13 protein-coding genes are annotated in these 23531 nt (G+C 63.5%); 7 read left to right on the plus strand and 6 right to left on the minus strand.

Going from position 1 to position 23531, the window contains the following annotated elements:
• The 3 genes from ACYOEI_RS33130 to ACYOEI_RS33140 all read right to left on the minus strand — a co-directional run.
• Positions 1–2173 (minus strand): hypothetical protein (locus ACYOEI_RS33130; protein ID WP_462854277.1); only part of this gene is annotated, 2173 nt, incomplete at its 3' end.
• A 1127-nt stretch (positions 2174–3300) separates the two neighbouring features.
• Complete coding sequence (locus tag ACYOEI_RS33135; protein WP_462854279.1) at positions 3301–4401, minus strand: hypothetical protein; 1101 nt, start codon at positions 4399–4401, stop codon at positions 3301–3303.
• Between the two features lie 24 nt (positions 4402–4425).
• On the minus strand, positions 4426–13926 hold the full coding sequence (locus tag ACYOEI_RS33140) for a beta strand repeat-containing protein (protein WP_462854280.1): 9501 nt from the start codon (positions 13924–13926) through the stop codon (positions 4426–4428).
• A 1146-nt stretch (positions 13927–15072) separates the two neighbouring features.
• Between ACYOEI_RS33140 and ACYOEI_RS33145 the strand changes: the two genes are divergently transcribed.
• The 6 genes from ACYOEI_RS33145 to ACYOEI_RS33170 all read left to right on the plus strand — a co-directional run bounded on the left by ACYOEI_RS33145 (position 15073) and on the right by ACYOEI_RS33170 (position 19715).
• Complete coding sequence (locus tag ACYOEI_RS33145) at positions 15073–15528, plus strand: hypothetical protein (protein WP_462854281.1); 456 nt, start codon at positions 15073–15075, stop codon at positions 15526–15528.
• 82 nt (positions 15529–15610) lie between these two features.
• On the plus strand, positions 15611–16726 hold the full coding sequence (locus ACYOEI_RS33150; RefSeq protein WP_462854283.1) for a DUF1559 domain-containing protein: 1116 nt from the start codon (positions 15611–15613) through the stop codon (positions 16724–16726).
• Positions 16727–16846: 120 nt separating this feature from the next.
• Entirely contained in the window at positions 16847–17260 is a 414-nt protein-coding gene (locus tag ACYOEI_RS33155; RefSeq protein ID WP_462854284.1) for an RrF2 family transcriptional regulator, read from the plus strand.
• Between the two features lie 147 nt (positions 17261–17407).
• Entirely contained in the window at positions 17408–17581 is a 174-nt protein-coding gene (locus ACYOEI_RS33160; RefSeq protein ID WP_462854285.1) for a hypothetical protein, read from the plus strand.
• 75 nt (positions 17582–17656) lie between these two features.
• Positions 17657–18856, plus strand: coding sequence for an alpha/beta hydrolase (locus ACYOEI_RS33165; RefSeq protein WP_462854287.1), 1200 nt, complete (start codon positions 17657–17659; stop codon positions 18854–18856).
• 115 nt (positions 18857–18971) lie between these two features.
• Positions 18972–19715 carry a hypothetical protein gene (locus ACYOEI_RS33170; RefSeq protein WP_462854289.1) on the plus strand — a complete coding sequence of 248 codons (744 nt, stop codon included), beginning with the start codon at positions 18972–18974 and terminating at the stop codon, positions 19713–19715.
• Here the strand turns inward: ACYOEI_RS33170 and ACYOEI_RS33175 are convergent.
• From ACYOEI_RS33175 to ACYOEI_RS33185, 3 genes are all read right to left on the minus strand, one after another.
• Positions 19645–20199 (minus strand): hypothetical protein, encoded by a 555-nt coding sequence (locus ACYOEI_RS33175; RefSeq protein WP_462854291.1) that lies wholly within the window; start codon positions 20197–20199, stop codon positions 19645–19647. The genes ACYOEI_RS33170 and ACYOEI_RS33175 overlap by 71 nt on opposite strands.
• 12 nt (positions 20200–20211) lie before the next feature.
• On the minus strand, positions 20212–20994 hold the full coding sequence (surE, locus tag ACYOEI_RS33180; protein WP_462854293.1) for a 5'/3'-nucleotidase SurE: 783 nt from the start codon (positions 20992–20994) through the stop codon (positions 20212–20214).
• A gap of 407 nt (positions 20995–21401) precedes the next feature.
• A complete protein-coding gene (locus tag ACYOEI_RS33185; RefSeq protein WP_462854295.1) occupies positions 21402–22313 on the minus strand; it encodes a dihydrodipicolinate synthase family protein in 912 nt (303 codons plus the stop codon).
• Positions 22314–22572: 259 nt separating this feature from the next.
• Between ACYOEI_RS33185 and ACYOEI_RS33190 the strand changes: the two genes are divergently transcribed.
• On the plus strand, positions 22573–23511 hold the full coding sequence (locus ACYOEI_RS33190) for a zinc dependent phospholipase C family protein (RefSeq protein WP_462854296.1): 939 nt from the start codon (positions 22573–22575) through the stop codon (positions 23509–23511).
• Positions 23512–23531: the final 20 nt, after the last annotated feature.

The raw sequence follows: 23531 nt of genomic DNA on the forward strand, positions 1-23531 counted from the left end.
AGTAGAGATTTCCGTCGGAGGTCCTGCTGTCGAACCAGATCTGAGCGGGCGAGGCGAGTGTGAAGGTGTAGTTCTTCTGCTGTCCTTGGCTTGCGATGGAGCCGGAGACGGCCGTGCCGAGGGTCAATGCGGCGGTGGCGTCGGTGACGGGTCGGACCGTGAACGCGAAGTCGGTTGTGAAGGAAGAGCTCGCGTAGGTGTATCCGTGGACGACAAGCGTGTATGTGCCGGTCGTGGGCAGCGTGAGCCGGCCCGAGTCGCTCTGCATTTGCCCGTTGTAGACTTGGACGCCGTAGCTGTCGTAGAGCGTCCAGTTGCCGGTGCTGCCGTTATTCGGGTCGTTGGGAGTGACGCCCGTGCTGTCGAGGTAGATCGTCGTTCCCGCAGTCCCCGAGAACGAGTAGAGCTGCGTCGAATTCGCCGGATTGAGGCTCCCGGTAACCGCCGTTCCTTGCGTAATCGGAGTGGCCGCGGCGAAGGAGAGCATGCTGAACGCGTAGGCTTCGCCTCCGGGGCCGCTTACCTGGAGCAAATAGGTCCCGGCCGGAAGCAGGCCAAGGTTTTGGTCATCCCAGGTGAAGTTGGCCCCGGAAATCACATTCCCGGTGGGTCCGCTCAGGCTCCAATTCAGGGATCCGTCGTACGTCTGGCTGTCGAACCAAAGGCGTGTGGCGGTCCCCAAGGTGAACTGATAGTTGGCGACGCCTCCCACGGGCACGACATCGCTCACCGGGGTGCCCAGGCCGATCGGCGTCCCGAGCGATCCGGGGGTGGAGTGGGATTGGAAATTGACCTGGAAGCTGACCGATGGTGCGAACGTATCGCTTAGGTGGCCGCCGACGATCAGTGTATACGTCCCGTTGAACGTGATCTGGACACCGCTGGCGTCGGTCTGCGCCTCGTTGCTGAAGACGAAATGGCCGTAGGGGTCGATGAGCGCCCAACCGGCCGGGTCGCCCGAAACCGAGAGGTTGTGGAAGAGGAGGTTATCGCCGGCCGTCCCGGTGAATTTGTAGAGCTTGTCCGAACTGGCCGGACTGAACGTGGTGCTGACGACGGCACCCGCGGGCGTGCCGGCCGTGCCGACGGTGATCGGGGTGGCGGCGGCGAAGTCGAGGAGGTTGAAGCTATAGCTGCCCGTATAGCCGCCGTTGCCGTTGATGGTCAGGGTGTACGTCGCGGCCGGGAGCAGGTCGGTAACCAAGTCGTCATAAGAGAATGGCCTCCCGCCGACGAGGTTCCCTTGGGGGCCGGTCAAGGACCAGTTCAAGTTGCCATCGTTGGTCTGGCTGTCGAAGAAGAGCCGGGTCGGAGCGGCCAGGGTGACGGTGTAATTTTTGGCTTGTCCGGGCACGGCGATACTGTCAGAGACCGGCGTATCGGTGGCCAACGAGATGGTGGTGTCATTCGTCGGCTGGACGTTGAAGGTGTAGTTGGTGGTGCCGGTGACGTTGAGGCCGCCCGACACGACGAGCGTGTAGGTGCCCGTGGTGGGGAGGGTGAGGCGGCCCGAATCCGAAGGGATCCAATTGCTGTAGACCTGGGCCCCGTACGAGTCGTAGAGGGTCCACGTGCCTCCATTTCCGTCCCCTCCGGTATTGGAGAAGGCGGTGTTGTCGAGGTAGATCGTGGATCCGGCCGTGCCCGAGAAGCTGTAAATATTGGTGGTGTCGGCGGGGGAGAGGGTGCCGCTGACCGGGGCTCCCGGGGTGATCGGGGCTGCCACGGCGCTCATGTCGAGGATCCGGACCGCGAAGGCTCCGGTCGCGTCGCTGCTGCCCGCGGAGACGGTTGCCGTGTAGGTCCCGGCGGGCTCGAGGCCGAGCGCCACGTCGTCATAGCCCAGGGGGCGAGACGTGACCAGCCCGTTGGGCCCGGTGATGCTGATGTTCAGCGCGCCGGAGTTCATCACGTTGTCCAACCAGAGACGTGTCGGGTTGGCGAGCGTGAAGTTGTAGGTCTGGACCTGCCCGGGGCTCGAGATGGCGCCGAAGAATCGGTTGTCGCCCGCGGGGGCGCTCATGACGACCCGCTCTTCGAGGGCTTCCACCAGGGCCAGGCCCTTGAGGTCGATTCGCCGATTCCGGGCCCGCGCCTTGGCCCGCTTGCGGGAACGCGCACGACCATCGGACAGGGAAAACTTGAGGCTCTTGAGCCAGTTGCTCGGTTGCATGGTCGTATATCCCTGGTGCTTGGCAAAGTGCGGGTGGAATCGAATCGGCTCGATGGACCGTTCGAGCGAATGCGACCGAATTTATGTATGGATGGAGAGCCTGGCCGGCTTGCGGAAGCCGGACCGTCGACCCGATGAGCGTGCGGCGATCGAACGGGGACGGACCACGACCGGTCTATCCCGAGGCGCGGCCCGACCGGCCCCGGCGAAGTCGCCCGGAGGTCGATTCTTGGGCTCTCGGATTGCCGGGGAGCGATACCCTCGCTCCCCTCGACGGCCCCAGCCTCGGGGCCTCATCAACCGGACGGTGTTAGCGATTCATGGTGCGAGATCATTCCTGTTGGGATCGTGGGTCTCAACATCGAGACGATCGACGAACCTGGCGAAAGACGCGCGGAGCGACGAGATCCTCGCGGGAACACCATTCACTCCTGGTGCCGCCCATCCCGTGATGACCGCTGCCAACGACTCATTTCGGACATATGATCTAGGTGCCGAGCGCACGGGCCCAAGACTAACGCCCTGGGATTCGCATTGCAAAGGGGAAAATCGGAATTTTTTGAAGATTGTCTCTTTGTGATGAAAATAATCACATGGTAGGAGGTGAATCATTGATCGTTTCCTTGTTTATCCCTCTTCCTGAGATTTCGTCGCCCGAAGCCACGGGGCGAACGACCCGATTTAGGTTAAAAAAGAACGTTTTGTGCTTTAAGGGTTTCTTTCGCCTCCTGAATTTCGCATGCAGTCGTGCACGCGAAACGGCCAGGCTTGGCGGCTTTTTGGTCATCTGGCTCTGATGAGTGCCGGCCACATGACATCTATCCTGCAACGAATTGGAATTCGTCACAGCCGAAATCATCGACAAGCCAATTTGATTGAGAGTTCGACGAAACGGCCTCACGGAGGTCATGGATATCGATTGATGAGGCCGTGTGCAGCGAAGAATCGGAAGGCGAAATGCGTGCGTGGGTGGGTGGCAGGTTGATTGGATGTGAGCGGTGTGAGTTTTCGTTCCCGGCAGGCTCGGGCCGAGTTCTATGCGAGGGGAGGGGAGAGAAAGGATTGGTCGGTGTGGGGGCCCCTCGCGCCGAGCCAGGCAACGGTTCGGCGCGAGAGGTCAGGGGCGATCAGCTCATCCTAAAGATAAATGAATTGGATACACCCGTGTTGCGCCCGCCGTTAGCCGTTCCACCATCGTCGATGAGCGAAAAGACATCGGTGCTGGTGTTGTCAGATTGGGTGTATTTGAGCTTCCCTGCGTTGATATCTGAGACGAGGATGATGAGGCCTTGGGTGACAGGCGTGCCGTCGAGAGTGAGCCCTCCGGCGTTCGATGAGTCGACGATCTTCACCCCAAGGAAGTTGTTCGCGGTGATGTCATAGGGGTCGGAAAAGCCGAAGTCTGCCGCAGTTAAGACATAGGTTGACCCCTTGGCGATCGTGAAGGCCTTGGAAACCCCAACGGGTGCGGAATTGACGGGCGTGACATTGATGGTGATAGTCTTGGAGATGGGGTCGGTGTCGACGCCGCCGTTGGCCGTGCCGCCGGAGTCGCGGACCTTGAAGCCGAAGCTGAAAGTGCCATTGGCGTTGCCCGGCGTGACTTTGAGCTCGCCTACGGAGAGCTCGAAGTGGTTAAGGTCCTCGCCCATTTGGATCCGTCCAAGGAAGAAGGTCAGGCCGGGGACCGCGGGCAAGCTGGTGATGGTCAAGTCGGTGAAGAAGTTTGCGAGGTTGTCGTTAGGGTCGGTGAAGCCGAAGTCGTTAATGCCGAAAGTATAAGTGGTGCCCTTGAGGATGGTCACGGTCTTGGTCGTGCCGACGGGGGCGTCGTTGACCCAGATGACGTTGAAGGTGATTTCCCGCGAACTGCTGGTATCGACTCCGCCGTTTGCGGTGCCGCCATCGTCGCGAACCTCGAAGTCGAACCCGAAAAACTCAGTTCCATTTGAGTAGCGATTGACCTGTGGCGTGAACTTGAGCTTGCCCGCGGCGATATCGACGGTGGTGATGACCTGTTCCCGGATGACCGGCGTGCCGTCGAGAGTGAGCGCGGAGTTCACGCTTGGGTTCCGGATGACGATGGAGGCGAAGTTGTTGGGGGGCGAGTCATAGGGGTCGGCGAAGCCGAAGTCGTCGACCCTGAGGGTGTAGGTGGAGTCCTCGAGCATCGTCACCCTATTGGACGTGCCGACGGGCGCGTGGTTGGCGGGTGTGACGTCGAACAAGGCGAAGGTCGAGCCGTTGGTACTCTAGCCCGTTGTGAGCGTGTTGGCGGAGGGGTTATTGACCGGTGTGACGTTGACGGTGAAGGCCTTGGGTGTGGGGTCGGTGTTGATGCCGCCGTTGGCCGTGCCGCCGTTGTCGCGAACCTGGAAGCTGAACTTGATGGAAGCGGCGCCGCTGGCGTTGGCCCGGGGCGTGAACTTGAGCTTGCCCGCGGCGATGTCGATGGTGGTGATGACCATGCCAGAGAAGACCGGCCCGCCGTCGAAGATGAGCCCCGGTTCGTTGGGTAGGTTCGAGACGACGATGTAGCCGAAGGCGTTGGCGGGGAAATCCTTCGGGTCGGAGAATCCGAAGTCGGTGACCTTGAAGGTGTAGGTGGAGCCCCGGAGCACGGTCACGGTCTTGGCCGTGCCGACGGGAGCGTCGTTGACCGAGGTGACATTGACATACATCGACCGCGGTACAGGGTCGGTGTTGACGCCGCCATTCGCGGTTCCACCGTTGTCGCGGACCTGGAAGCTGAACTTGATGGAGGCGGCGCCGTTGGTGTTGGCCGGTGGCGTGTACTTGAGCTTGCCTGCGGCGATGTCGATGGTGGTGATGACCTGTCCGGAGGTGAGCGGCGAGCCATTGAAGGTGAGCCCCGGGCTTGTCGGCAGGTTGGAGACGACGATGTAGCCGAAGGCGTTGTGCTCGACGGGGTCGGAGAAGCCGAAATCGGTGACCTTGAAGGTATAGGGGGTGTCTTCGAGCGTGGTCACGGTCTTGGCCGTGCCGACGGGCGCGTCGTTGACCGACGTGACGTTGACGTACATGGAGCGAGGGACGGGGTCGGTGTTGACGCCGCCGTTCGCGGTGCCGCCGTTGTCGCGGACCTGGAAGCTGAACTTGAAGTAGGCGGCGCCGTTGGCATTGGCAGGGGGCGTGTACTTGAGCTTGTTTGCGGCGATGTCGACGGTGGTGATGACCTGTCCCGACGCGAGCGGCGAGCCATTGTAGGTAAGCCCTGGGCTGGTGGGCAGGTTTGAGACGACGATGTAGCCGAAGGCGTTGTGGTCGACGGGGTCGGAGAATCCGAAGTCGGTGACCTTGAAGATATAGGGGGTGTCTTCGAGCGTGGTCACGGTCCTGGCCGTGCCGATGGGAGCGTCATTAACCGCTGTGACGGTGACGTACATCGACCGCGGGGTGGGGTCGGTATCGACGCCGCCGTTTGCGGTCCCGCCGTCGTCGCGGACCTGGAAGGAGAACTTGATGTAGGAGCCGCCGTTGGCGTTGGCCGGCGGCGTGAACTTGAGCTTACCGGCGGCGATGTCGGCGGCGGTGATAACCTGCCCCGAGGTGAGCGGTGCCCCGTTGAAGGTGAGCCCAGGGGTCGTGGGGAGGTTGGAGACGATGATAGAGGCGAAGTGGTTGGCCTGGAAGTCAGTGGGGTCAGAGAATCCGAAGTCGGCGACTTTGAATGTGTAAGGGGTGTCTTCGAGCGTGGTCACAGTCTTGGCCGTGCCGACTGGGGCGTCATTGACCGGCGTGACATTGATATTGATGTCGGTCGTTTGATTGTTGTCGGTGTCCTGCCCGCCGTTTGCGGTCCCGCCGTCATCGCGGACGCGGAAGTAGAATCCGGCGTAACTGAATCCGTTGGCGTTGGCCGGTGGCGTAAATTTGAGCTTGCCGGCGGCGATGTCGACGGTGCTGATGACCTGTCCCACGAAGATCGGCGTGCCGTCGAGAGTGACGGGAGAGTTTGGGCGTACGACGGTGATGAGAACGGCGGCGAAATTGTTGGGGGGCGAGTCATAGGGGTCGGTGAAGCCGAAGTCGTCTACGCTGAAAGTGTAGGAGGTGTCCTCGAGGATGGTGATCGACTTGTGATGGCCAACAGGGCGGCTGTTTTGGTCCGTGACGTCGAGCACGGCAAAGGTCGAGGCGCTGGCAATCGAACTCGTCTCGAGAGCGTTGGCGTGGACGTTGTTGGCCGGCGTGATGTTGACGGTCAGGACCTTGGGCGAAGGGTCGGTGTTGATGCCGCCGTTGGCCGTGCCGCCGTTGTCGCGGACCTGGAAGCTGAATTTGATGGAGGCTGCGCCGTTGGCGTTGGCCTGTGATGTGTACTTGAGCTTGCCCGCGGCGATGTCGTAGGTGGTGATGACCTGCCCGGCGGTCAGCGGCGTCCCGTTGAGGGTGAGCCCTGGGGTTGTGGGCAAGTTAGAGACGACGATATAGCCGAACGCATTGGCGGGTGAGTCGTTGGGGTCGGAGAATCCGAAGTCGTTGACGCCGAAGGTGTAGGAGGAGCCCTGGGCGATACTGACGGACTTGGAGGTGCCGAGCGGTGCGTCATTCACGGGAGTGACGGTGACGTACATCGACCGAGGGATGGGGTCGGTGTTGACGCCGCCGTTTGCGGTTCCGCCGTTGTCTCGGACCTGGAAGCTGAACTTGATGTAGGATCCGCCGCTGGCGTTGGCAGGTGGCGTGTACTTGAGCTTGCCCGCGGCGAGGTCGTAGGTGGTGATGACCTGCCCGTTGGTGAGTGGGGCCCCGCCCAAGGTGAGTCCGGGGGTGGTGGGCAGGTTGGAGACGACGATGTATCCGAAGGCGTTTGCGGGATTGTCGTTGGGGTCGGAGAATCCGAAGTCGGCGATGGTGAAGGTATAGGTGGAATCCTCGAGCATCGTCACGGTCTTGGCCGTGCCGACGGGCGCGTCGTTGACCGAAGTCACATTGACGGTGAAGGTCTTGGGCGTCGGATCGGTATTGATGCCACCATTAGCCGTGCCGCCGTTGTCGCGGACCTGGAAGGAGAACTTGATGGATGCGGCGCCGTTGGCGTTGGCCGGGGGCGTGTACTTGAGCTTGCCTGCGGCGATGTCGATGGTGGTGATGACCTGCCCGGCGGTGATGGGCGATCCGTTGAGAGTGAGGCCGGGGCTGGTGGGTAGATTGGAGACGACGATGTATCCGAAAGCGTTGGCAGGTGAGTCGTCGGGGTCGGAGAACCCGAAGTCGTTGACTCCGAAGGTGTAGGAGGAGTCTTCGAGGATGGTGACGGACTTGGGGGTGCCGACGGGCGCGTCGTTCACGGGGGTGACGGTGACGTACATCGACCGCGGGATGGGGTCGGTATCGACGCCGCCGTTTGCGGTCCCGTCGTTGTCGCGGACCTGGAAGGAGAACTTGATGTAGGAGCCGCCTGAGGCGTTGTGTGGCGGTGTGAATGTGAGCTTGCCTGCGGCGATGTCGGCGGTGGTGATGACCTGGCCTGAAGAGAGCGGCGATCCGTTGAGGGTGAGGCCCGGGCTCGTGGGCAGGTTGGAGACGACGATGGATCCGAAGTCGTTCAAGAGCCAGTCGTCGAGGTCGAAATAGCCGGTGTTGTTCGGGGGGACGTCATTGGGGTCGGCGAACCCGAAGTCGGAGACCTTGAAGGTATAGGTGGTGTCTTCAAGCATGGTGACGGTCTTGGCCGTCCCGACGGGCGCGTCATTGACGGGGGTGACGTTGACGTACATCACTCGCGAGGTGGGGTCGATATTGACGCCGCCGTTTGCGGTGCTCCCATCGTCCTGGATCCGGAAGGTGAAACTGCTGTAGAGGTCGGCGGCGCCGTTGGCGGCCGGCGTGTACTTGAACTTGCCTGCGGCGATGTCGGCCGCGGGGATGTAGGAACCCACGGCGACGGGGACGCCGTTGTTGGTGAGTGAGCCGGGCGCCGGCAGGGTCATGATCCTGACGGCGAGGAGGGAATTGGCCGGGACATCGCCGGGGTCGGTGAAGCCGAAGTCGCTGGTGGTGAAGGTGTAGGGGGTGTCTTCGAGGGTGGTCACCGTATTGTTCTTGCCGACGGGAGCGTCGCTCCTGGTGCTGCCGATGGCGCTGTTGATGTTGGCGAAGGTGGTGACCCTGGTGATCAGCTTCCCGGCGAGGTCGAGGACGAGGCCGACCTCGCTCGCGGAGTCGTCGAGGACAGCTCCGTCCGGGCCGCCGTCGAGGCTGAGGACGTTGGTGGCGGGGCCGGGCTTGAAGGTGTCGACGCCCGAGCCGCCCATGAGGTAGAGCTGCGGGTTGGCTCCGCTGTAGTTGAAGACGTCGTTGCCCGCGCCGCCGTCGACGGTGCGGTACCCGATCCCGACGAGCGAGGTCGTGACATTGCCGAGGGAGATCTGCGACGACGTAATCGAGAACGTGTCGGCCCCGGCCGTGCCGATGACGACGAGGGTGTCGGTCCCGCCCTGGCCGTTGATGGTGAGGGGCGTGGTCCCGGTCACGGTCCCCAGGAGATAGCCGTTCAAGTAGACGTCGCGCGTGTTCGCGTCGAGGAACCTGACGGAGAAGTCGTCATTGCCCGAAGTGCCCCAGGCTTGCACGGCGTTGTCGACAACCGGCCAAACGTTGAAGCTGAAGTTCGTTGTGCCCTGGGGGGACGAAGGATCGCCGAGAACGAGGGTGTAGTTCCCGGTCGCCGGGAGGGTCACTCGTCCGAGGTCATTATCCAGGAGGCCTGTCGCGATCGTCTTCCCGTAAGGGTCGAGGAGTTGCCAGGTAGGAGAGTAGAGGCTGGGATCCGTTGTGGACAAGGAGACTGAGTCGATGTAGACCACGCTGCCAGCCGCCGCCGAGAAGCGATAATAACCCGACGGGCTCGCGGTGGTCAGCGTCCCGGTTACGGTGCTTCCGAGCGTGATCGGCGTGGCGGTCGCGTCGAGGTCCACGAGATTGAACTGGAATGATCCTGTCGTGTTCCCGGAACCGAGGACGGTCAGAGTGTAGGTCCCAACGGGGAGCAAGCCGAGATCTCGGTCGCCGTAAGAGAAACTCCCGTTCGAGTGGATTGTCCACTGCGGTGCGGTCAGCTTCCAGGTCATGCCGCTGTTGGAAGCCTGGCTGTCGAACCAGACTTGGGTTGGGGCCGAAAGGGTGAAAGTGTAAGTCCGCTGTTGGTAGGGGCTGCTGATGCTATCCGAGACGGGTGTCCCGAGAGTCAGGGTAGAGGCGACGTCGGTGATTGGCGTGACGACGAAGGTGGCCGACGTCGAGCCGGTCGATCCGGCGTCCCCGGCGACGACGAGCGTATACGTGCCCGAGATGGTGAGCGTCAGCCGCCCGGAGGAGTTCGTCATACTCCCGGTGTTGCGTGCGTTGCCGAGTGGATCGATGAGGGTCCAGGTCGCGGCGTGCCCCTGAGAATCCACGGTGAAGAATGCGTTGTTGAGATAGATCGTCGTCCCAGCCGAGGCACTGAATTGGTAGAGGTTGGTCGAATCGGCCGGTGTCAAGTGGCTGTCGACGAGAGTGCCGATGGAGACCTGAGTCGCGGTGGCGAGATCGAGGAGATTGAAGGCGACGTTGTCGCCATTGTTGCCATTGACACGGAGCGAGTAGTTTCCGGCCGGAAGTAGCCCAAAGTTTGCGTCACCCGAGAGGAAAGCGCCTGACTTGACCATACCCTGGGCGCCGCTCAGGAGCCAGGAGAGCGAACTCGCGTCAGTCTGGGTGTCGAACCAAATTTGAGTGGGGCTTGCCAGGGTGAATAGGAATGTGCTCGACCCTGTGGCGGGGAGTGTGCTGCTCACGGGCGTGCCGAGCGTGATGGGAGTCCCGTCAGGAGCAGGGGGCTGGGTGTACGAGCCGAAGTTGATCTGGAACTGGAAGTTCGGAGGAGTGGACGCGTTCGATGCGTAGATTGCCAGCGTATAGGTGCCCGACGTGGGGGTGGTCACGTTATTGTAGTCCCCTTGCACGTATCCTGTCGAGATGACGTTATTGAGGGGATCGATGAGCTGCCAGGACGCGGCGAGATTAGTACCCTTGATCGTGTGGAATTGTAACGTTTCGCCCGCCGGGGCATCGAACTTGTAGAGTCTCGCGGAGTTGATGGAATTGAGTGTGTCGGAGACGACCTGCCCGATCGGGGTTGAGGAATTACCTGCAGTGATGGGAGTGGCGGAGGCAAGGTCGAGGAGGTTGAAGCCGAAGCTCCCGATCGTGTCATCCGAGTCTGAGGCCGTGAGGGTATACGTCGCGGCTGGCAGGAGCCCAATACTTTTGTCTGCCGAATTGAGGTTATTTGGGAGCGACACCACTCCTTGGGGACCTGCTAAGCTCCAGGAAAGACCAAATGCAGTCGTGAGCCCGTCGAAGAAGAGTTTGGTGGGTGCGTTTAGGGTGAAGGTGTAGTTGGCCTGCTGCCCAGGACTGGAGATGGCTCCCGAGACGGGGGTGCCGATAGTCAACACGGCGTTCGTGTCGGTGACGGGCCGGACATTGAAGGAATAGCTCGAGGTTCCGGTGGAATAGTAGTATCCCCCGGCGATCAAGGTATAGGTGCCCGTCAGGGGAAGCGTCACCCTGCCGCCGTCGACAGACAGGTAGTTTGTCGTGACCTGGATGCCGAGCGGGTCGAGGAGGAGCAGGGTGCCAATGGCTCCGTGTGGGTCTGTCGTCGAGGTCGAGAGACTGTCGAGGTAGATGACGTCGCCAGCGTTCCCGTTGAACTGGTACAGGTTAGATGAGGAGGCAGGATTGAGCGAACCGCTCACCGTGGACCCCGGCAAGATGGGAGTGGCCGCGGCGAAGTTCTGGAGATTGAAACTGAAGTCGCCCTGAGCGTTCTCGTAGCCGATCACGGTAATGGTGTAGGCCCCAGCCGGGAGCAGTCCGACGCCTTCATCATTCGAGTTGAAGGGCATATTGTAGTATATGGTACCCTGGGGACCGTTGATCGCCCAGTACAATAGCGTGGCACTCGAGCGGCCGTCGAGCCAGAGTCTCGCAGGCGAGTTCAGGGTGAAGGTGTAGTTCTTCTGCTGCCCAGGGCTGGAGATGGTCCCCGAAACGGGAGAGCCAAGGGTCAACGGGGTAGTCGTGTCGGTGATGGGCCGGACGTTGATGGTGTAGCTTGACGTCCCGGTGGCCGTGTTCGCCCCCTGAACAATCAGGGTGTAAATGCCCGTCTCGTCAAATGTCACCCGCCCCGAGACGGTGGTTTGGAATCCGCTGGTGACGGCGCTCCCGTCCGGTCTCAGGAGCGTCGGGGAGACGGTCCCTGTGCTCGAATCGGTGTTGGAGAAGGCGAGGGTATCGAAGTACACGGAGGAGCCGGCAACCCCGTTGAAGCGGTACAGGTTGGACGAGGAGGCGGGGTTGAGCGAGCCGCTGACGTTGGTGCCCAGCGTGATGGGCGTGGCTGCGGCGGCGTTCTGGAGGTTAAAGCTAAAGGCTCCCAGCGCGTCGCCGGAGGCCGAAACGGTCAGGGTGTAGGTCCCGGACGGCAGGGAGCCGAGGTCCAGGTCGCTTGAGACGAATTCACTGCTCCCATACCTGAGCGGGTTCTGCGGGCCACTGACGGTCCAGTACAGTTGACTGTTGTTCGTCCGGCTGTCGAACCAGAGTGTGGTGGACGTGCTGAGGGTGAAGGTATAGCTCTTCTTCTGCCCCGGAGTGGCGATGGAGTCCGAGACGGGAGTGCCAAGAGTCAACGCCGTGGTCGTGTCGGCGACGGAGCGGACGGTGAAGGAGTCGCTCGAGGTTCCGGTGGCGTTGAGGTCACCCTGGAGAACGAGAGTGTAGACACCCGTCGTCGGGAGGGTGATGCGGCCGGAATCTGTCGCGAGTGCCCCACTGAAGACCTGAGTGCCGTACGGGCCGATGAGCGTCCACGTCCCCGAGCGTCCGCCGGGATCGGTCGTCGTGAAAGCGGTATTGTCGAGGAAGATGACGTCGCCAGCGTTGCCGCTGATGCGGAAGAGGTCCGTGGAGTTCGCTGGGTTGAGCGAGCTGGTGATGTTCTGCCCTGCCGCGATGGATGTTGCTGCGGCGAAGTCATGGAGGGTGAACGCGTAGGATGCGGCCTGAGTGCTCTTGATCTGGAGGGAGTACGTGCCCACCGGGAGTAGCCCGAGGTTTTGATCGCCCTGGCTGAAGGATCGGAAATCGCTGATCACGCCCTCTGGCCCTGAGAGGGACCAGGTGGTCGACGCGGCATCCGAGGTCTGGGAGAGAATGTCGAGCCAGAGGCGGGTCGGCGTGCTGAGGGTGAATCGATAGTTGGCCTGCGAATTCGCTGCGAGTGAGCCGGTGACCGGAGTGCCGGGCACGATCGCCGTCCCGACGATGGCCGGGGGAATGGTGTGCGACTCGAAATTGACCCGGAAGCTATAGGAGGGGGCGACGTTACTCTGCAGCGACCCGCTGATGACCAGCGTGTAGGCCCCGTCGACGGGCAAGGTCACGTGGGGGACGTCAGATCCTGCGTCCGTGTTGAAGAGGACGTTGCCGTAGGGATCGATGAGTTCCCATCTCGGGTATCCGGTGAGACTGAGGTTGTCGAAGAAAAGCGAGTCGCCCGCGTTGCCGTTGATTTTGTAGAGGTTCGTGGAGCCGATGGGGTTGAGGTTGCCGGAGACGAGCTGTCCCGTTGGGGTGGCCGAGCTTCCCACGGTGATGGGCGTGGCCGTGGCGAGATCGCGGAGGTTGAATTCGAGGCTGCCCAGGGCGCCTTCCGAGCCGGAGACCGTCAATGTGTAGGTCGCGGCCGGGAGTAGGCCGAGGAGTCTGTCCTGGGTGTTGTTGAGCGAGACGTTTGTGACCGCGCCTGGTGGCCCTTGGAGGTTCCAGATCAGGTCTCCGCTCCGCGCCCGGACGTCGAGGAGTAGCCGCGTGGGCGAGTTGAGCGTGAAGGTGTAGTTGTTCTGCTGCCCCGGGCTCGTGATGCTGCTCGTGACCGGAGTGTTGAGGCTCAAGGCCGCATTGCCGTCGGTGATGGGAAGGACCCGGAGCTGGTAGGTTGCCGTGCCGACGGAATTCTCCAGGCCGCCGATGGCGATGGTGTAGGTCCCGTTCGTCGGCAGTGTCACCCGATTTGCGGGTGCCTGGATGCTCTGGCTCCAAACGGTGGTCCCGTCGGGACCGATGAGCGTGGTTACGCCGTAGAAGGTGTTGGGGGTCGTGTTGCTCGACCAGGTGGCGTCGAGGAACACCGAAGACCCCGCGGTCCCCGAGAACTGGTAGAGGTTGGACGACACGGCCGGGGTGAGCGAACCCCCGACGGTCGTCCCCGGGGTGATCGGCGTCGACGCGGCGGCCGTGTCCATGATCCGGAAGTCGAAGGACCCCGTGTCGCTGCCCTGGCCGGCGACGGTGATCGTGTAAGTCCCGGCCGCGAACCGGCCCAGGGCATCATCAGCCTGATAGAAGAACTCAGAGTCGATATCGCCTTGCGGGCCGGAGAGCGTCCATCTCAGGTCGGGTGAGCTTCCGACGTCATCGAACCAAAGGTTGGTGGACGTCGCGAGGTTGAGCTGGAACGTATCGACCTGGCCCGGGACTGCGATCGCGCCGAAGAAATGATTGTCGCCGGGCGAGGCACTCAGGACGAGGCGCCGCTCGAGGGCTTCCCAATTGGATAGACCATTCCACGACTTGGCTATGGCTCGGGACCGACGCTTGGCCCGTATGCGAGCCGAGGGACGGCGGTCGGTCGAGGCGGAGCGCAGGCCCTTGATCCAATCGATGGGTCGCATGGTGTCTAATCTCAAAAGGGGAAAGCCTGGTTCGCTTGATTTTTCTTAGCGGACGCCGTCGGTCCTGTCGCGCCGATGGCGTTGATGGAAGGGTGGGGCATGGTCGGCGCACAGAGATGAGGTCGCCCTCGGGCGCCTTCGTTGCCCGGAACGTGGCCCATCACTCTCCGGACTCGGGGATGATCCCGGGCTGCGGACCATTCCCGAATAGGCCCGGTATTTCGGCCGACTGAGAGGCCGAGCGTGCACCTTGCGTGGGTGCCCGGTCGAACGTCGGCCCACTCCGCCCCGGCTCCCGACGCCTGTGGCCCCTCTCGCGAGATCGCTGGCATCTCGCGAGGCACATCTCTCCGTCGAGATCTTCGTCTTCTCCGACTGCGCCTCTCGACGGGCGAATGGCCCGTCGCCGGGATCCCTCTCCCGGCTTTCGCCGCCCACGACACCGGGCTGACACGGGCGTTTTAATCGTACGGATGCATACGTCTCATTGTTCTTTCCTCTACGGAATTAATACACTAGCGAGGTGAACAGGAAAGTGCAAACAAGAAATCGGCGAAAAAGGCAGCTCGTGAGGATCGGGCAAGATCGGTCAGGCCGGGGAATGAGGAGGCTCGATTTTAGTGCTTGCAAGCCAACATGATAGGGTGAGTGTCGGCCATGGTCGCGGGTTTCGTGTCCGGGGCGGAGCCTGGTGCGGGAATGTCACTTCCGGGCCTTGGCCGTTCGAAAAAACGTCTTCACCCCAGACCGTACGGTCGAGGATGCATTTCATCGTCCGTGGAGCGGATGTCCAGGAGCTCGTCCTGGGTCGTACGGCTTCACGTCCTGAATCCTGAGCACCCGAATGGGGATTCCTCTTCCCGTTTCTGAAGCGGGAATGAGGCTGGTTCGCCTGGTTTCCGGCCCAAATCCACGCTGGGAGAGGGATTCCTCATCATTCCTATCAATTTGGCCGAAGATTATCTTGACTAAGTCAGTCAAAAAACATAATCTTCGTCTGTCGACACGGCAACGAGGCTCGTGTCTCGAGGCGATGCCCGAGCCATTTGTGGCGAGGGGTGTCGTGTGGTCGGGGATGGTGGCGGAGAGGATTGTTGACCGGCCCGCCGGGACCGTCCCCCAGGATTCTTGAGAGAGAACGCGGCCATGATCTCGATCGAAGGTCTCATCTCGAGGCGAGGTATCTCCACGTCCATCGGGTGGCTTGGCCTGGGGGCCCTGGTCGCGGTCGCCGGTTGCGGCGAGTCGCGTCCCTCGATCGGGCCGATCTTCGCCGTCAAGGGGAAGGTCTTGCTGGCCAACGGCAAGCCATTGAAGAGTGGACATATTTATTTCGAGCGGGCGGATGGCCTCTCCACCTCCCACGGCGCGATCGGCCCCGACGGCGAGTATTCGTTGCAGACCGGGGCGGAAGGCGAAGGGGCTCCTCCCGGAAATTACAAGATCCGGCTCGAGCCCGGCGATGCCTCGGCCTACTCGAACAAGCGGAAGGGGGGCAAGGCCATGCCGTTCCCCAAGCGATATCTCGATGAAGACAATTCGGCGTTGACGGCCATCGTCAAGGCTGAGCCCAACACGCTGGAACCGTTCCGGTTGAAGTGAGCGGTCCGTAACGGTTTCTGAAATTCCCCCCCGCAGCCGCCAGACTCCGATATTTTCTGATTCGTTCTTGAAAGGATGTTAGATGCTTTCGCGAAGGAAGACGACGCAGTCCTCTGTGGGTGGGTTCACGCTGATCGAGCTCCTCGTGGTGATCGCCATCATCGCCGTCCTGATCGCCCTGCTATTGCCGGCGGTTCAGTCGGCCCGCGAGGCCGCCCGTCGCGCCCAGTGCACGAACAATCTCAAGCAGATCGGCCTGGCTCTCCACAACTACGAGAGCAGCAACAGCGCCTTCCCCCCGTCGGGCAAGTCGATCGACCTGACCCAGTCGCCGCCGGCGGTGGTGTTCGTCGACGGGGGTTGGAGCACCTCGGCTCGCCTCTTGACGAACATGGAGGGCGGGAACCTCTACAATTCGTTCAACTTCACCGTCGAATACAACGACGCCAGTGGCTGCAACTACACCGGCACCTCGGCGGCGGTGAGCGTCTTCATCTGCCCGTCGTCCGCCCGGTCGGCGACCCGCGACACGGCCTCCGCCGACCCCAATGCCTCGCCGTATGAGAAGACAACCACGGCCGGCTACGGCTACATGGACTATGCACCGTCGGTCTATACGGACATCTATGTCGTCAACGGTGTCGCGACGCCGGGCGGTAGTGTCACGAATAGCAAGGCGACGGAAGTCGTCCCCTATCGCAACGCGAACACCTCGGTCGCGGGCCTGCTCAAGAACGGCAAGACCGCGATTGGCGAGATCACCGATGGGACGAGCAACACGATCGCCTACATCGAGTGCGCCGGGCGCGACGAGAAGTACATCAGCCAGTATGCCGAGGGCCTGTATTCCACCGGCCAACGCGGCCAAGGGCCCGCGGGCGGGCTGTCGCTGACCGTGCCGCACCGCTACTGGCGATGGGCGGACCCGGGCAATGCGTTCGGGACTTCGGGGAAGCCGAACAACAAGGCCAATGTCCAGTTCGTCCACGAGCAGTCGAGCTGGCCCGCGTGGGGCTCGTTCTCGGCGGGCAAGCAGGGCGGGGCCAATGAGGAGCCGGCCTCGTTCCACCCGGGCGGCGTCAACGCCCTCTTCGGCGACGGTTCGGTCCGGTTCCTCAAGGATACGATCAACCTCGCGGCCTTCCGCGGGATCCTGAGCCTGAACGGCGGCGAAGTCGTCTCCGCCGACTCGTTCTGAGCCCGGGGAGGCTCTCCATCCCCGCCGGCTTTGCGAATCCAAGGCCCGGGGTCGATCGCAGGGATCGACCTCGGGCCGCTTCGTTTCCGCTCGAAGCCCCGAACGTTGAGAGAGCCGCCCATGAAACTCTCCGCGAAGGCTGAATATGCGTGTCTCGCCGTCATCGCCCTGGCCCGTCATCACCAGGACGAGCAGCCGGTCCGGGCCCGGGTCATCGCCGAAGGCTATCACATCCCCGAGAACTACCTGGCGCAGATCCTCCTCCAGTTGAAGGCGGCGGGCCTGGTCTTCAGCACCCGAGGCGCGTCGGGCGGCTATCGCCTCGCCAGGGACGCCGCGTCGATCTCGCTTGGCGAGGTCCTGATCGCAATCGAAGGCCCGCAGGAGTCGCCCAGGGACGAGTCCCAGGGGCTCGCGGCCCAGGTCCTCGCCTCGGTCATGGAGCACCTCCGCGCCGCCGAACGCGCCGTGCTCGACCGCACCTCGATGGCACAACTCGCCGACCGCTCCGCACCCCACGAGTGGGTCATCTGAGAGGCTCCCGTCGACGAACCGAGCGGCCCCCGCCTCGCCCCTCTCCTCTTGGCGAACCCCTTGGCCGCCTCTCCTCGGCTCCTCGACCTCTCGCAAGTCCGGGTTTCGGCGATGGCCGTCGACCGAAACGTCGAGTCCTCTTCGCCAATGCGTCCAAACGCTCGCCTGACGGTGCGCGAGGATCATGACCTCTGGGGATCCGGGGCGCTGCTGCGTTCCGACCCGGCCACCCGCCGAAAGGCGGCGGCCGCGACGCGGTTTGACGGGACCTTTTACAAAAGTCAGAAGAAGTGGGGCGGCGTCCTTTCCTGGACACCTTGAGGCGGGTACGATGATCATTGTGCGGACGAGCGCGAAGGGCCGCGCCGGATCCTGAGTCATTTGGGGGAAGTCGTCATGGAAAGCCGGCGAGGCGTGTGGACCTGGGCGAGGTTGACGGCCGTGACGGTCGCGGTGGCCCTGGCGACCGTGGGGGTCTCCTCGGCGCAAAACCCGCCGGCCAAGGGAAAAGTGACGGGCAAAGGGGCCCGCGGCAAGGGGCGTGAGAAGGGCGAAGTGCTGAAGAAGGGGGGGCCGAATGCCGTCGACCCGCTCGAAAACGAGGGGCTCGATGCGCTCGACAAGATGGCCGCGGATGCGAAGGTCCACTACCGGCTCAAGCTGAAGTCGGTCGACGGCGCCCCGCTGGCGATCACGTACTATCCGGCCTTTCCGACCAGGCAAGGCACCAGCGCCCCGGTCCTGTTCATGATCCATGAGAAGGACCGGTCCGGGAAGGACTTCGAGGACCCGATCAGCGAGTTGAAGGACCAGGGCTTCGCCTCGCACATGCAGGACCTCGGCTATGCGGTTTTGCTCCTCGACCTGAGGGGGCAGGGGGCGAACGCTCGGCGGGCGCTCAGTGCTCAGGACTGGCGGATGATGGTGGACGACCTCCAGGCGGCCTACCAGTTCCTGGTCGATCGCCACAACCGGGGCAAGCTCAACCTCGCGAAGCTCGGGGTGATCGCGCTGGGCGAGGGGGCGAACCTCGCCGCGGCCTGGGCGCACCTGCCCGGTGGCGCCGTCTCGAGCGAGGGGAGGACCAGCGACCTCTGCGCCATGGTCCTGATCTCTCCGCTGGCCGATGGCGAAGGGTTCCTGCTCCGGCAGGTGATGGGTTCGCTCGCGCCTCGAGTCCCGCTCCTGCTCATGGCCGGCGAGCGCGACGCCGTCTCCGCCAACCCCGTGCGGAGCGTGCGCACGGTCGTCGAGCGGAACCGCTTGAACCGCGTCGAGCTCTTCCCCTCGTCGCTCCACGGCTACAAGCTCCTCCGGCTCGAGCCGAAGGTCACGTCCGACATCAGCAAGTTCCTCGAGGGAACGGTCAAGCTCAAGGCCCTGGAGTGGGAGCCTCGCTACAACATGACCCCCGTGCAATACGGGGAGATCCAACTCGTCCGCCCGAAGGCCCAGGACGCCGCGAAGAAGAAAGCCGCCGAGCCGGAGAAGGCGAAGGCCAAAGAGAAGGAAGCGGATCCCGCCAAGGACGAGGCCGAGCCCGCGAAGAAGAAGGGGGAGGCCGAGCCGGCCGAGAAGAAGGGGACTCCCGAGTAGTCATTCGGGCGGTCCCGGATCCGACGTCGATCTCCCTCCATCGCTTCCCCATGCCCGAGGCGGGGGAGGTTCCCGAAACCCACGGAAGAGGCCCGGAGAACGGAGACGGTCAGCCATGGAGTTCCTGTCGGAAGACGTATCCTACCTGGCCGGCGGGCTCGCGATCGTGGGGGGGATCTTCGTGATCCTGCTCCGGAGCACGCAGCAAGGCAAGTATCTCATCTGGGCGGCGTCCGCCTTCGGGCTGGCGGCGCTCGCGATCGTGGTCGAGACCTTCTGGGTCACGGACACGGAGCGGATCGAAGACGTTGTGTACAAGCTTCGCGACGCGGTCGCGGCCTCCGACCCGCCCAAGGTCTTCGCGGAGCTGACCCCGGACGCCGAGTACGGACAGCAGCAGCACACGATCTGGGGAGAGGCGGCGCGGAACTTCATCGCGCTGCATTTGCGGGGGGCGCACTTCGACTTCCTGCGGATCACCCATCTCGAGGCGAACGCCGGTCGGCAGTCGGGGCGGGGGAGTGCGGTCTTCCGGGTCCTGGCCGGGGGGAGTTATCAGCCGCCGATATCGAACGTGACCTACAACTTCGGCACGACCAACCTCGACTTCTCGCTGGGGTTCCAGGAGGTCGAGCCGAAGGTGTGGAAGGTCGACCGGATCACCGTGACTCGGTTCCCGACCGACCTCCCGTCGCCCGGCGGCGGCCCGCCGAGGCCCCAGCCGAAGCCTCAAGGGCGCTACGAACGCCGGTTCATGCGGTTCCCGCACCGATCGGGGATCGCCCCGCTCACGGCGCCCCCGTCGCACCCCCCTGCGTCTGGGGTTGCCCCTTACGATCGGGATATTCCAGGACGATGAGCTTGTGCTCCTTTTCGTCGTACCCGTACTCCTGGTAATACGGGAGTGTGGGTAGGGCGATGCCGTCGGGCTTGCCGACCTTGAGGACCTCGTCGCGGAACTCTTCGTAGTTCTTGGGGTAGGCACCGTGCTCGGCCTGGTAGAGGTCGATCGCGTGCTTGACGTTCAGGGCGGCGGTCTGGCTCACAGCAACGACGTAGGCGTTGCCGGAGAGCGTGAGCGGGTCCTTGGCGGTGATCCTGCCAGGGGCGACTCGGGCGCCGTTCTGGAGCTCTGTGTCGGCATTGCGGACGTCCTGGGTCCGCTTGCCGAGGATCTCTCGCGTCGGTGCCGGCTCCGGGTTCTCGACCGGCGCCGGGGCCGCTTGCTGGGCGGCTCCTGGCGGCTTGGGGAGGTGCCGGGGCTGCTGCCCACAGCCGGCGGCGAGCAGGAGGCAGGGGACGGCGACGAGCCGGGCGGCTCGCGATCGCGATCGGGGACTCATCGAGGTCACTCCTTACTTCTCCACGCGTCCGGTGGCCCCCGTCCAGTCCCAACGGCCGACCTCGTCGAGCAGGTCGTGACGCGTCAGGTCGAAGTGGAGCGGGGTGACGGTGATGTAGCCCTCGCACAGGCTCGTGACGTCGGTCTCGGGGCCTTCGAGGTGGAACGGCGGGTTGTAGGTCATCCAGTAGTAAGTTCGCCCTCGCGGATCTTGCCGGCGCTCGAAGCCCTCGCCGTAGCGTCCCAGGCCCATCGGCACGACGCGCACCCCCTTGGGTTCGCCTCGCGAGTGCGCGGGGAGGTTGATGTTGTAGAGCGAGCCGTTGGGGGGCCGATTCGCCAGGATCCGCTGGATCACCCGCACGGCGTGCTTCGCCGCGTGGGGGTAGTCGAAGTGTTCGGCCAATTCGAGCGAGACGGCGACGCTCGTGATCTTGAAGAAGGCGCCCTCGATCGCCGCGGCCACCGTCCCGGAGTAGAGGACGTTGATCCCCGCGTTCGACCCCGAGTTGATCCCCGAGACGATGAGGTCCGGGGGCCTGGACATCAGCTCGCAGATCCCGAGCTTGACGCTATCGGCCGGGCTCCCCTCGACCATCCAGCCGAGGGTCGAGCCGTCGTCGTCGTCCACCTGCTTGACGACCAGGGGGTTGAGCAGCGTGATCGAGTGACCCACGCCGCTCTGCTCCATCGCGGGAGCGATCACGGTCACCTCGCCCAGCTTCAGGAGCTCCTTGCGCAGGGCCCGCAAGCCGGGGGCGAAGACGCCGTCGTCGTTGGTCAGCAAGATATGCACGATTCGGCCACCGAGGAAGGGCCATACCGGAGCCTGGGAGCACGCCGAATCCGACCGGCCCGTTCCGGTTCGGGCCGGCCGAAGGCGATCGTAACGGGCCGGGAGGACCAGCGTCAACCGACCAACCACGCCGATCGCCACCAGGCACTTGTCTCGCGGGCTCTTCACCACAAAAGCACGAAGGCACAACGGGGAAGGCCTCGAGAGAACGATTCCCCCCGGAATTCTTTATGCTTTGGTGCCTTTGTGGTGAGTCTCCGACCGAGTCGACCGGAGAGGGCTTGGTTGTCTCAAGCGAACGAGTGGCAAAAGCAAGGAGACGGTGACGCGTCCGTTGGAGAGGGGACGGCATGGTCGGCGCCAGAAACCCGGCTTTGAAGAAAAAGCCGGGTTTCGAAAGCGGGGAGTCAGTGGGCGAGGGCGGCCTCGGCGGCGAGGATTGGTTCGATGAGGGATTGGACCTCGGTTTCCTCGGCGGCGGTCAGTCGGCGCTGGGGAGGGCGGGGGGGGCCGAAGTCTCGGCCGGTCAGGCGCAACGCGACCTTGAGCATGCTGATGTTGTAGGAGTCGCCGGAGCGGGCCCGGTAGTCCTCGATCGGCCGGAGGATGCGGAGGATCTCCATCGCCCGGGCGAAGTCCCCGGCCGCGAGCGCGGCATGCATCGCCAGGGTCAAGCGAGGGCACAGGTTCCCCGCCCCCGAGGTATACCCTTTCGCCCCGGCCAGGTGGAAGGCCGGCGCGAACCGTTCGGCCGTGCCGCAGTAGACTCCGACGCGGTCGCCGAACGTCCCGATGAACCGGGTGACGGCGTCGACGTCGTTGACTGCGTACTTCACCCCCGCGAGCTTCCCTGCCGTGGCCAACTCGCCGAGCAATGCGTCGCCGGGGACGGGCCCCTTCTTGTACGCCAGGAACGGGAGCGGGAGCCGGTCCATCAACGCGAGGAAATAGTCGCGCATCCCGGCGTCGCAGAGGTAAGGGTGGACGGGGGGCATGACGAGTATCGCATCGGCGCCGGCCTCGATCGCGCCTCGGCCGATCGCGAGCGCATGCGCGACCCCGAACCCGACCGGCGCGATCACCGTCGCGTCCTCGCCGATGGCCTCGCGGACCGCCCTGACGCACGAGACCACCTCGCTCGCCGACAACGAGTGGAACTCGCCCGTCCCCGCCCCCGGCAGGAAGACCCGGATCCCCGCCTCGTAGAGCGACCGGGCAAAGACGCCGAGGGCCTCCGGGACGACATGCCCCCCGTCTTCCGAAAAAGGCGTCAAGGGAACGAGCTGGACCGTGGACAGGCGAGCGAGCTCGAAGCTCATCGGGGTGTCTCCGGGGGGCTTTTCAACGAGACGGCGGTGAGGCCTCCCGTTATCCTCGAAGCGTGAGCCGAAGGCCAGGGGTTTGGTTGTCCTGCCCCTTGTCCAGGGAGGAGACGGCCTGTTCTCCTCGCCGCAAGGGTATCGACGATTTATTAGTTGTTTGTGTGGAAAATTACAAAATGCATTGATAATATGTGATCGAGGCTCGGGTCGAGTGATTGCCGCTCGGGTCCGAGCCGCCCGAGTGCGGGAGGTGGGAATGCCAGGTTGTGCGGTCCATCTTGAGATTGCGGGGAGGCTGTTGCGCGGCTGGTGTGAACGCCCCGATGGTCGACCGTTCGAGGCCGACGACCCTGCCTGCCAGCGAGCGTTCTTGTTCGGGAGCCTTGGGCCCGACCTGGGCTACCTACCCATCGGCGACCCGCTCCTCGCCGACCTCGCTCATTGCGTGCGGCCCTCTCAACTCGCTCGGAACATGCTCGGGCTCGCCTGCAACGAAGCCGGACGCGCGCTGGCCTGGGGCTGGATCACCCATGTTGTTGCCGATGTGGCGATCCATCCGCTGATCAACGAGGCGGCCGCCGAGCAGTGCCGAGGAGGCCGCCTACCCCCAATGTCCTATGTCGACGACCCACTCCTGCACATACGCGTCGAACAGGGCCTCGACGCGTATCTGCCCGGACACGCGGATTGGCCGGATTCCGTGGTCTGCACACCGTTCTCCCCGGACGCCCAGGCCGCCACGCTGATTGCCGCGGCTTACAGAGACACCTACGGATTCACGCCCTCGCCGCTTCGCCTGCGGCTTGCGAACCGAATCTCGCCCTGGTTTTTCAATTTTCAGATCGTCAATGGCCGGGTCGTCTCGGGCAAGCCGGTCCCCGCGGCTTGGCGCTGGATACATGGCCGAGCCACTGGGGTGGCCCGACGATTCGGCCAGAACGAGGCCATCGAGGCCTTCATGAACCCTCTGTGTCCACCCGACTGGTTGCTCGACGAGGCGGCCGCTGCGGTCGATACCGTCGTTACCGCCTTCCCCGCCCGGTGTTCCTCAGAATTCGGGGACTACCCTGACTATAACTTGGACACCGGACGAATCGATTCGAACCCACCTGTGTACCCGCTGACGCTCTCAACGTTGCGACAGCTTGACCACCGTCTGGAGGTACGGCGATGGTCGCTTTGCAGTCGACGCTAGCACGCTTCACGGATGCGTTG

The organism is Singulisphaera rosea, assembly GCF_054877945.1.

What these genes read in the sequence shown, in the direction of transcription:
- ACYOEI_RS33155 (WP_462854284.1), top strand. Translation starts at nt 16,847, where the DNA reads ATGAAACTCTCCGCGAAGGCTGAATATGCGTGTCTCGCCGTCATCGCC.
- ACYOEI_RS33165 (WP_462854287.1), top strand. Translation starts at nt 17,657, where the DNA reads ATGGAAAGCCGGCGAGGCGTGTGGACCTGGGCGAGGTTGACGGCCGTG.
- ACYOEI_RS33145 (WP_462854281.1), top strand. Translation starts at nt 15,073, where the DNA reads ATGATCTCGATCGAAGGTCTCATCTCGAGGCGAGGTATCTCCACGTCC.
- ACYOEI_RS33170 (WP_462854289.1), top strand. Translation starts at nt 18,972, where the DNA reads ATGGAGTTCCTGTCGGAAGACGTATCCTACCTGGCCGGCGGGCTCGCG.
- ACYOEI_RS33185 (WP_462854295.1), bottom strand. Translation starts at nt 22,313, where the DNA reads ATGAGCTTCGAGCTCGCTCGCCTGTCCACGGTCCAGCTCGTTCCCTTG.
- ACYOEI_RS33190 (WP_462854296.1), top strand. Translation starts at nt 22,573, where the DNA reads ATGCCAGGTTGTGCGGTCCATCTTGAGATTGCGGGGAGGCTGTTGCGC.
- ACYOEI_RS33175 (WP_462854291.1), bottom strand. Translation starts at nt 20,199, where the DNA reads ATGAGTCCCCGATCGCGATCGCGAGCCGCCCGGCTCGTCGCCGTCCCC.
- ACYOEI_RS33160 (WP_462854285.1), top strand. Translation starts at nt 17,408, where the DNA reads ATGCGTCCAAACGCTCGCCTGACGGTGCGCGAGGATCATGACCTCTGG.
- ACYOEI_RS33140 (WP_462854280.1), bottom strand. Translation starts at nt 13,926, where the DNA reads ATGCGACCCATCGATTGGATCAAGGGCCTGCGCTCCGCCTCGACCGAC.
- ACYOEI_RS33150 (WP_462854283.1), top strand. Translation starts at nt 15,611, where the DNA reads ATGCTTTCGCGAAGGAAGACGACGCAGTCCTCTGTGGGTGGGTTCACG.